The following is a 10,316-nucleotide window of genomic DNA, read 5'->3' as shown; positions in this document are numbered from 1 at the left end:
GTATATCTTACTCTTGATAATCATTCAATATCAATAAATAATCAATGTATCTTCAGTATAAAAGCTAGAAAAAATCAAAAATTTAATTATAAAGTAATAGAAAAAATAGAAGTGACAAAAAATATATTAAATGTATATGCTGATAATTTTAATTACAAAGTTAGATTAAATGCGTTGAGTTTGGAAGATGAAAAAAAATTATTGAGTATAATAGATGAAAAGATAAAAAAATTTAAGGAGTAATACCATACTATTTTCAATCGTTAGCATGATTTAGAAGATTACTTGACAAAAATAAATAATAAAAAAATACAGATAATTATTTTTTTGTGTTGACAATACATTTTAATGTGTATATAATAACTATTAAATCAAAATATTTAGAAAATTTAAATGATTTAAAAAGCGATGAATAGAAGTAGTAAGGAGCATGAAACTTCCAGAGAGCTAAAGTATGGTGTGATTTAGCAGTTGATAATTCTGAACTTGTCTAGGAGCTGTTTCCTAAGTTTTAAAATTTAGGATAACCGTATTTCCACGTTACAGGAAAAATAGTTATTATAATAATTAGTAGTAACTATTACTAAGGGAGCTTTTTAAAAAGCTAAATAGAGTGGTACCGCGAGCAAAACCTCGTCTCTAGTTTTACTAGAGATGAGGTTATTTTTATTCTAATGATAAATTTAACATTTGTACTTATGAATTAAAAAGGGGAAGAATTGCGTCGATATAAGGTATACTGAATACAAAAAACAAAGAAGAGGGGGAATAACATGAAATATGGAAAGTATAAAAAATATAATAGAATGAAAATGACAAATCGTAAATGGCCAGATAATGAAATAACAAAAGCTCCAGTTTGGTGTAGTGTCGATTTAAGAGATGGAAATCAATCACTACCAACACCTATGAATGTAGAAGAAAAAGTCAGAATGTTCAAAATGATTTTGGATACAGGATTTAAAGAAATAGAAGTAGGTTTTCCATCAGCATCAAATACAGAGTATACATTTTTAAGAAAGTTAATAGATGAAAATATGATTCCAGATGATGTAACTATACAAGTACTTACACAATCCAGAGCTCATCTTATAGAAAAAACATTTGAATCAGTAAAAGGATGTAAGAAAGCAATAATACATTTATATAACTCTACATCTGTTCTTCAAAGAGAAGTGGTTTTTAATATGAGTAAACAAGAAATCATAGATATAGCAGTTGGGGGAGCAAAATTATTCAATGAAGAAGCAAAAAAATATCCTGAAACAGATTTTATTTTTGAATATTCACCTGAAAGTTTCACAGGTACAGAAATGGACTATGCACTTGAAATATGTGAGGCAGTTATAGATGTGTGGAAACCAACACCACAAAAGAAAGTTATAATAAATCTTCCATCAACAGTAGAAATGGCAACACCAAATGTATATGCAGACCAAATAGAATGGTTTTGTGAAAATATAAGCTGTAGAGATTCTATTATAATGAGCTTACACACTCACAATGATAGGGGGACTTGTACAGCGGCAAGTGAGCTTGGGTTATTAGCTGGAGCAGATAGACTTGAAGGTACATTATTTGGAAATGGTGAAAGAACTGGAAATATGGATATAGTAAATGTGGGTCTTAATCTTTATACACAGGGAATAAATCCAGAGTTAGACTTCAGTAATATCGATAAAATGATAGAAATATATGAAGATTGTACAAAACTTACAGTACATGACAGACATCCATATGCAGGAAATCTTGTACATTGTGCTTTTTCAGGTTCTCATCAAGATGCTATTAGAAAAGGTATGATAGCAATTAATACTAGAAATGATGGTTGTTGGGAAGTTCCATATCTACCAATAGACCCTCATGATATAGGTAGAGAATACAAAGAAATTATTAGAATAAACAGTCAATCAGGAAAAGGCGGAGCTGTTTATATAATGGAAACAGATTATGGTTTCATGATACCTAAAAATATGCATTCTCATTTTGGAAATGTAGTTAAAATGGAATCTGATAGAATAGGAGAAGAACTTAGTAGTGAATCAATATTTAACTTATTTAAGAAGGAATATATTGATGTTGAGAGTCCTTATAAAGTTAAGAAGTATAAGATAAAATCAATGGATGAAATAAATTATGAGAATGATGATTCTGATGATACTAATATGATTGAGATGACTGCAAGAGTAACCTATATGGGTAATGAACAAAGAATTGTTGGAATAGGAAATGGTCCTGTAGATTCATTTAACAACGCATTAAAACAATGTGGCATGAAAGATTATAAATTTAGATATTATTGGGAACATGCATTAGAGGAAGGTTCACATTCAAGAGGTGTAGCCTATGTTGGAATAGAACATAATGATAAAGTTTATTTTGGGGTAAGCATATCAGAAAATATAAACACAGCAGCTATTAATGCTCTTATGAATGCAATAAATAAAAGTTATATTGAGGAGGAAGCAGAAAATGGGGATGACTATGACGCAGAAAATCTTAGCGAAACATGCTAATTTAAATGAGGTTAAGAAAGGACAATTGATTGAAGCAAACCTAGATATAGTTTTAGGAAATGATATAACATCACCAGTAGCTATTAGAGAGTTTGAAAAGTTAGGAATTGAAGAGGTTTATGATAAGTCTAAAGTGGCAATAGTTTTGGACCATTTTACACCTAATAAAGATATAAAGAGTGCAGAGCAGTGTAAGTTTACAAGAAGTTTTGCAAAATCCAAAGGAGTGGTCAATTTCTTTGATGTAGGAGATATGGGAATAGAACATGTTCTTCTTCCTGAAAAAGGTATAGTAACAGCAGGAGATGTAATCATAGGTGCCGATTCTCATACTTGCACATATGGAGCATTAGGCGCTTTTTCCACTGGCGTAGGTTCAACTGACATGGGAGCTGGGATGGCTACAGGAAAATGTTGGTTTAAGGTACCTAGTGCAATAAAATTTGTCCTAAAGAATAAGCCAAATAAATGGATAACTGGAAAAGATGTGATACTTCATATAATAGGGAAGATAGGTGTTGATGGAGCACTTTACAAATCTATGGAATTTTGTGGAGATGGAGTAAGTAATCTATCTATGGATGATAGATTTACTATTTGTAATATGGCAATAGAAGCAGGAGCTAAAAATGGAATTTTTCCAGTAGATGATAAAACTATAGAATATATAAATTCACATAAGTGTACAACAACAGAAAAAGTTGTAAATGTATACGAAGCAGATGAAGATGCAATTTATGATGAAATATATGAAATTGACTTAGCTGAATTAAAAGAAACAGTAGCTTTTCCACATCTTCCTGAAAATACTAAAACAGTAGATGAGATTGAGAAAGATATAAAGATAGACCAAGTTGTAATAGGCTCTTGTACAAATGGAAGAATATCAGACCTTGAAATTGCAGCTGAAATCATGAAAGGTAAAAAAGTTGCAGATGGAGTTAGAGTAATGATATTTCCTGGAACTCAAAAGGTATATCTTGAAGCAATAGAAAAAGGCTATATTACTACCTTTATAGAAGCAGGAGCAGCTGTTTCTACACCAACATGTGGACCATGTCTTGGAGGTCATATGGGTATACTTGCAGCAGGAGAAAGGTCAGTTTCAACAACAAATAGGAACTTTGTAGGAAGAATGGGTCATGTTGATTCAGAAGTGTATCTTGCTAGTCCAGCTGTAGCAGCAGCATCAGCTATAACTGGAAAAATATCAAAACCATCAGAAATAATTTAAGGGAGGTAAAGTTTATGATTGCTAATGGAAGGGTTTTTAAATTTGGTGATAATATAGATACAGATGTAATAATACCAGCTAGATATTTAAATATAGCTGATTATAAGGAATTAGCAACGCACTGTATGGAGGATATTGATGATAAATTTGTATCTAAAGTAAAGGTTGGAGACATTATAGTTGCAACTAAAAATTTTGGGTGTGGTTCATCAAGAGAACATGCTCCAATCGTAATAAAAGAAAGTGGAGTATCATGTGTAATTGCATCAACTTTTGCTAGAATATTTTTTAGAAATTCTATAAATATAGGGCTTCCAATACTTGAATGTGAGGAAGCTGCTAATAGTATAGAAGAAGGCGATACTATAGAAGTGGATTTTTCAACAGGTGTAATAAAAAACATAACAAAAGGAGCAGAATATAAGGCAGAACCATTTCCTGAGTTTATGCAAAATATCATAACAAATGAAGGTCTAATTAACTCAATAAAGGTAAACAGGGGGTAATGGTGTATGAATTGTAAAATAGCAGTCATAAAAGGTGATGGTGTTGGGCCAGAAATTATAGAAGAAGGTATAAAGGTCTTAAATAAAATCTGTTATAAATTTAATCATAAATTTGATTGTGAATATGTATTGGCTGGAGGATGTGCAATTGATGAAACTGGAGAACCTCTACCTGATAAAACTGTTGAAATATGTCGAAAAAACGATGCGGTATTACTTGGAGCTGTTGGAGGTCCAAAGTGGGATAAATGTAAGGGAGATACAAGACCAGAAGCAGGTCTTTTAAAATTGAGAGAATCCTTAGGTTTATTTGCAAATTTGAGACCAGCAACTATATATGAAAGTATAAAGGAATCTTCACCACTTAGAGCAGATATAGTAGAAAAAGGCATTGATTTTGTTGTTGTGAGGGAGTTAACAGGGGGCATTTATTTTGGAAAACGTGGAAGAAAGATTATTGATGGTGTTGAAGAGGCTTATGATGTAGAGGTATACAATGAAAATGAAATAAGAAGAATTGGAAGAAGGGCTTTTGAAATCGCTAGAAATAGAAAGTATAAACTTGTCAGTATAGATAAAGCAAATGTGCTTGAAAGTTCAAGACTTTGGAGAGGTATTATGGAGAGCTTAGCTAAAGAATTTGATGATGTAGAGCTATCACATATGTATGTTGATAACGCTGCTATGCAAGTTGTAAGAGACCCTAGCCAATTTGATGTAATAGTGACTAATAACATATTTGGAGATATAATATCTGACGAAGCATCCATGGTTACAGGTTCTATAGGTATGTTACCATCTGCATCACTTCGAGAAGATAGCTTTGGAATGTATGAGCCAATACATGGGAGTGCTCCTGATATAGCTGGAAAAGATATTGTAAATCCAATTGCAACTATTTTATCTGTGGCAATGATGTTAAGACATAGCTTTAATCTAGAAGATGAAGCTAAATGCATTGAAGATGCAGTACAAAATGTACTTAGAAAAGGATACAGAACTAGTGATATATATAATAGTATAGGAACTGTTGTTGGGACAAAGAAAATGGGAGAATTAATAGTAAATGAAATTTAGAATTATAGTTTAATTTATATAATACAATTGGGTCATATAATTGGGGGAATTAGTAAAAAATTTATTGTGGCATAGTTTTATATTTAGGGTATAAGATATATTTTATTTTTAAAGCACGATGTGATTTTAGGTAATTTTAATTACATAAAATCATATTGTGCTTTTTTTAGAAAATAATACTTTGGATTAAGATTTTAATGCTGAAATAGCCTATTTTTGCTTATTAGAAATTTGCAGGGATTTAATTAATATTATATAATATATTTTAGTATTATGAATATTAAGTGGCTATCAATATTAGTTAGGAGATGGAGTTTTTGGGAAAGTATAAGGTTTTAAAAAAGCAAAATAGTAGTAAATCTTGTTTAGTTTGTGGAACACAAAATGAATTAGGACTAAAAGCAGATTTTTATGAACTTGAAAATGGAGAACTTGTATCAATTTGTAATACAAAAGATTGGCATCAGAGTTATCCAGGGAGAGTTCATGGAGGTATGTCTGCTGCAATATTAGATGAGACTATTGGAAGAGCTGTAAGTATAAATGATGACCAAATATGGGGTGTGACAGTATCTTTGGAATTGAAATATAAAAAACCAGTACCAACAGATGCTACTATAAGAGTAGTTGGAAGGATAACTAAAGAAAATAGAAAATTATTTGAAGGTACAGGGGAAATAATTTTGCCAAATGGAGAGATAGCAGTAACAGCAACTGGAAAATATATGAAGATGCCTATTGGTCAAATAGCAGAAGGTGATTTTTCTGATGAAGAATGGTTTTTTGCTGAATCAGAAGAAAAAGTTGAATATATTGAACTTTAAGTAATTACATATTTGCTATGTCAAATGATATATCAAAAAATATAAAATTAAAAAATATAAGATAAAAATAACTTAGCTATACTAAAAAAAAATTCTTATAATAGCATTAAATTTATACGCTAAAAAAAATAATTTATATATTTAAAAAGTGTATTTTTTTTGGTGAATAAATTCAGAAAATTCAAACTAATGATAAGGTGCAAAATGGATGATTTCACAAAATATAGAAAATAAATTATATATAAAAAATAATTTTTATGTTGACATACTTAATTTAGCTTGATATTATAGATATTAAAAATAAGGACAGTAAACACACTATCCATATTACAAACTAAAAAAGGAGGGAATTATAATGAGTAAGAAATTATTTATTCCTGGTCCTATTGATGTTAGAGCAGAAGTCTTGGAAAAGATGGCTACACCAATGATAGGGCATAGAGGGAAAGATGCATCTATACTTCAAAAAAGTATAAGTGAAAAAATGCAAAAATTATTCTATACCAACAACACGATACTTTTATCCACGTCGTCCGGAACTGGTTTAATGGAAGGCTCCATTCGTTCCTGTACATCCAAAAAGGCAGCAGTATTTTCCTGTGGATCCTTTGGTGATAGATGGTACAAAATGGCAGTGGCTAATAATGTCCCAGCGGATATATTTAAAGTTGAATTAGGAGAGGCAACAACACCAGAAATGGTTGATAAGGTGCTTTCTACCGGAGAATATGATTTAATAACCGTAACTCACAATGAAACTTCAACTGGAATAAGAAATCCAATAGAAGAAATTGGAGAAGTTGTTAAAAAATATAAAGATGTGGTCTACTGTGTAGACACTGTAAGTTCAGCCGGTGGAATAAAAGTCGAGGTTGATAAGATTGGAATAGATATTTGTATAACATCATTACAAAAAGCACTGGGATTACCACCAGGAATGTCTATTTGCACATTTTCTCAAAAAGCAATCGATAGAGCTAAGCAAGTACCTTTTAGAGGAGTTTATTTTGATTTGTTAGAAATGTATGAATACTTAATCAAGAAAAACTACCAATACCCTTCAACACCATCTCTTTCTCACATGTTCGCTTTAGATTTCCAATTAGATAATATATTAGATGAAGGCCTAGATAACAGATTCAAACGACATGAAGACATGGCAAACTTAGTTAGAATCTGGGCTAAAAAACACTTCCAAATTTTTACCAATGAAAATCACTTATCCAATACACTTACTGTTATAGAAAATACTCAAGGTATTAGTGTATCAAATTTAAATTCAAAATTACAAGAACGAGGATTCCAAATAGCAAATGGTTATGGCAATTTAAAAGAAAAAACTTTTAGAATTTCACATATGGGTGACTATACTGTCGAAGATGTACAAGAATTATTAAATAATATTGATGATATATTAGGTTTTAATAAGTAATATTACAAAATTATGTGTATTTTAAGTTAAATTTAAAATATATAAAATAAAATGTGTTTTATGAAAATTACATATTAAATTTTTAACAAACATTAATAAAATTTGATATGACTTTAATAAAAAATATTTTGAAAATTATATGAATAGAAAGTGTAATTAAATAAAGTTTTTTAGTGATGAAAATACTTTAAAAAATAAAAATTGGAAAAATTAAGTGAATATAATTGGAGGCGTTTGTTATGTATAATATATTAATTACTGATGGAATAGAGAAAGATGCAGCGAGAAAATTGAGAGAGTTAGATTTTAATGTGATAGAGGAGTTTTATGAAAAGGATGTTTTAGGAGAGAAACTTAAAGATGTTGATGTACTTGTAGTACGTTCAGCTACTAAGGTTACTAAGGATGTAATAGACAAAGCATTAGAAGGTAAAAAGTTAAAATTGATAGTAAGAGGTGGAGTAGGATTAGACAATATAGATGTTAAATATGCAGAAGCTAATGGCATAAAAGTTATGAATACTCCAAATGCAAGTAGTATATCTGTTGCAGAACTTACAATAGGTCAATTATTTGTACTTGCAAGATTCATAAATACTGCAAATGTAACTATGAGAGATGGAAAATGGGAAAAGAAAAAATACAAAGGTACAGAAATTAATGGAAAAACATTAGGACTTGTAGGTTTTGGAAGAATTGCAAAAGAAGTTGCAAAGAGGGCAGAGCTATTAGGTATGAATGTTATATATACTGATATAATGGGTGAAGCGCAAGGCTTTAACAAATATAGATTCTGTGATATGGAAGAAGTTTTACAAAAAGCAGATTTCTTATCTTTACACATACCTTTTGATAAGAATAAGGGGGCAGTAATAACTGAAAAAGAAATAAATAAGATGAAAGATGGAGCTTATTTAATAAACTGTGCAAGAGGAGGTTTGGTTGACGAAAAAGATTTACTAAAAGCATTAGATGAGGGGAAATTATCAGCAGCAGCTATAGATGTTTATGAGCAAGAACCTACATTAAATCTAGATTTAGTAAATCACCCAAGAGTTTCTCCTACACCTCATATTGGTGCATCTACAGTAGAAGCTCAAGAAAGAATTGGAGAAGAAATTGTAAATGTGATTCAAGACTACTTTCTTGACTTCAACAATCTAATAGGGGTAGCATTATAAAATATTTTATACAATTAGGAGGAATTTAGTAATGGCAACGATTAAACCATTTAAGGCGATTAGACCAAATAAATATATAGTAGATAAAGTAGCAGCACTTCCTTATGATGTTATGAATAGTGAAGAAGCTAGAGAAATTGCAAAAGGGAATCCATATTCATTTTTGCATATAGATAAATCAGAAATTGATTTAGATGAAAATATAAATTTATATGATGAAAAAGTTTATTTAAAAGCACGAGAAAATTTGGATGAATTTCGAAAACAAGAAATTCTAGTAAAAGATGAAAAAGATTGTATATATATATATAAACAAGTTATGGATGGCAGAGCTCAAGTTGGTATAGTTGCATGTATATCAGTTGATGAAAGTTTAGATGGAACAATAAAAAAACATGAGTACACTAGACCAGAAAAGGAAGTTGATAGAACTAATCATATAAAATACTGTGATGCTAATACGGGAACTATACTTGTAACTTACAAACATCAAAGATTAATAGATGATATGATAAATGATTTTATGGATAATCATGAACCTTTATATGATTTTGTAACAGATGACAAGATAGAGCATACAGTGTGGAAGATTGATAGTGATGATATAATATGCAATTTAGTAAATGAATTTGGAAAATTAGATTATTTATATATTGCAGATGGTCATCATAGAACAGCTTCAGCAGAAAATGTAGCTAAAGAAATGAGAGCTAAAAATCCAAACTATACTGGAAGAGAAGAATTTAATTATTTTATAGCAATGATTGCACCAGATGAAAATCTAATGGTTTTAGATTATAATAGAGTTATTAAAGACTTAAATGGTTTAAATGAAGAAGAATTTATAAATAAAATAAAAGAAAATTTTGATATAGAACAAATGGAAGGTAAAGAAAAATATAAACCTGACAAAAAAGGAACTTTCGGGATGTATCTAGGTGATAAATGGTACAAAATGAAGGCAAATAAGAATTTGTTAGACATAGAAGACCCAGTTGACTCATTAGATATTTCTATACTACAAAATTATGTGATTGATTCTATTTTAGGAATTGAAAACCCTAGAGTAGATAAGAGAATCGATTTTATTGGTGGAATTAGAGGTATTGAGGAATTAGAAAGAAGAGTTAATGAAGATATGAAGGTAGCGTTTGCAATGTATCCTACTAGTATTGAGGATTTAATAAGCGTAGCAGATGCAGGCAAGATAATGCCAGCTAAGTCAACATGGTTTGAACCTAAGGTAAGATGTGGACTATTCTTACACGAAATAAATGAATAATTAATAAAGTTAAAGGCTAAAAAGTAAACTTTACTACTTTTTGGCCTTTAATTTTTTATTAAAAATAATAGTATATTAATTGTAAATTATAAGAGATAATTTTTCTAAAAAAGTTATCTTTTTTTAGGTTTCTATATGGGAAAAATTTACATTTGACAGGAATACAGCAATATTGTGTGTTATAATTTAGAATGGAAATTTGTACAGATAGTATTTATGATAAACCTTGAAAGCTATTTTTTATTATTATAGACTATATTGTTA

Annotated in this window: 8 protein-coding genes, 1 pseudogene and 1 other annotated feature; all 9 genes and pseudogenes read left to right on the top strand. The window is 29.9% G+C overall.

Going from position 1 to position 10,316, the window contains the following annotated elements; genetic code table 11:
* Positions 1-243: pseudogene (locus tag KGF52_RS18660) on the top strand (hypothetical protein); the annotation flags it as partial.
* Positions 244-399: 156 nt separating this feature from the next.
* Positions 400-644 (top strand) — a binding site (T-box leader).
* A gap of 129 nt (positions 645-773) precedes the next feature.
* On the top strand, positions 774-2,516 hold the full coding sequence (leuA, locus tag KGF52_RS18655) for a 2-isopropylmalate synthase (RefSeq protein WP_227829836.1): 1,743 nt from the start codon (positions 774-776) through the stop codon (positions 2,514-2,516).
* Positions 2,473-3,750 carry a 3-isopropylmalate dehydratase large subunit gene (gene leuC, locus KGF52_RS18650; RefSeq protein ID WP_227829835.1) on the top strand — a complete coding sequence of 426 codons (1,278 nt, stop codon included), beginning with the start codon at positions 2,473-2,475 and terminating at the stop codon, positions 3,748-3,750. Before leuA ends, leuC begins: the two co-directional genes overlap by 44 nt.
* Positions 3,751-3,764: 14 nt before the next feature.
* The gene (leuD, locus tag KGF52_RS18645; protein ID WP_227829834.1) at positions 3,765-4,256 is read left to right on the top strand and encodes a 3-isopropylmalate dehydratase small subunit; all 492 of its coding nucleotides are present in this window, start codon (positions 3,765-3,767) and stop codon (positions 4,254-4,256) included.
* Between the two features lie 6 nt (positions 4,257-4,262).
* Positions 4,263-5,333, top strand: coding sequence for a 3-isopropylmalate dehydrogenase (gene leuB, locus KGF52_RS18640; protein ID WP_227829833.1), 1,071 nt, complete (start codon positions 4,263-4,265; stop codon positions 5,331-5,333).
* A gap of 308 nt (positions 5,334-5,641) precedes the next feature.
* Complete coding sequence (locus KGF52_RS18635) at positions 5,642-6,157, top strand: PaaI family thioesterase (protein WP_227829832.1); 516 nt, start codon at positions 5,642-5,644, stop codon at positions 6,155-6,157.
* A 355-nt stretch (positions 6,158-6,512) separates the two neighbouring features.
* Entirely contained in the window at positions 6,513-7,589 is a 1,077-nt protein-coding gene (locus tag KGF52_RS18630) for a pyridoxal-phosphate-dependent aminotransferase family protein (protein ID WP_227829831.1), read from the top strand.
* Positions 7,590-7,828: 239 nt separating this feature from the next.
* The gene (locus tag KGF52_RS18625) at positions 7,829-8,770 is read left to right on the top strand and encodes a D-2-hydroxyacid dehydrogenase (protein ID WP_227841220.1); all 942 of its coding nucleotides are present in this window, start codon (positions 7,829-7,831) and stop codon (positions 8,768-8,770) included.
* A 31-nt stretch (positions 8,771-8,801) separates the two neighbouring features.
* Complete coding sequence (locus KGF52_RS18620) at positions 8,802-10,052, top strand: DUF1015 family protein (protein ID WP_227841219.1); 1,251 nt, start codon at positions 8,802-8,804, stop codon at positions 10,050-10,052.
* Positions 10,053-10,316 lie beyond the last annotated feature (264 nt).

The organism is Clostridioides sp. ZZV15-6597, assembly GCF_020657815.1.
GTDB lineage: Bacteria > Bacillota > Clostridia > Peptostreptococcales > Peptostreptococcaceae > Clostridioides.
Note: the sequence above shows the minus strand (reverse complement) of the source record. Positions and strands in the feature narration are given on the sequence as shown.

What these genes read in the sequence shown, in the direction of transcription:
- KGF52_RS18630 (WP_227829831.1), top strand. Translation starts at nt 6,513, where the DNA reads ATGAGTAAGAAATTATTTATTCCTGGTCCTATTGATGTTAGAGCAGAA.
- leuA (WP_227829836.1), top strand. Translation starts at nt 774, where the DNA reads ATGAAATATGGAAAGTATAAAAAATATAATAGAATGAAAATGACAAAT.
- KGF52_RS18620 (WP_227841219.1), top strand. Translation starts at nt 8,802, where the DNA reads ATGGCAACGATTAAACCATTTAAGGCGATTAGACCAAATAAATATATA.
- KGF52_RS18625 (WP_227841220.1), top strand. Translation starts at nt 7,829, where the DNA reads ATGTATAATATATTAATTACTGATGGAATAGAGAAAGATGCAGCGAGA.
- leuB (WP_227829833.1), top strand. Translation starts at nt 4,263, where the DNA reads ATGAATTGTAAAATAGCAGTCATAAAAGGTGATGGTGTTGGGCCAGAA.
- leuD (WP_227829834.1), top strand. Translation starts at nt 3,765, where the DNA reads ATGATTGCTAATGGAAGGGTTTTTAAATTTGGTGATAATATAGATACA.
- leuC (WP_227829835.1), top strand. Translation starts at nt 2,473, where the DNA reads ATGGGGATGACTATGACGCAGAAAATCTTAGCGAAACATGCTAATTTA.
- KGF52_RS18635 (WP_227829832.1), top strand. Translation starts at nt 5,642, where the DNA reads ATGGAGTTTTTGGGAAAGTATAAGGTTTTAAAAAAGCAAAATAGTAGT.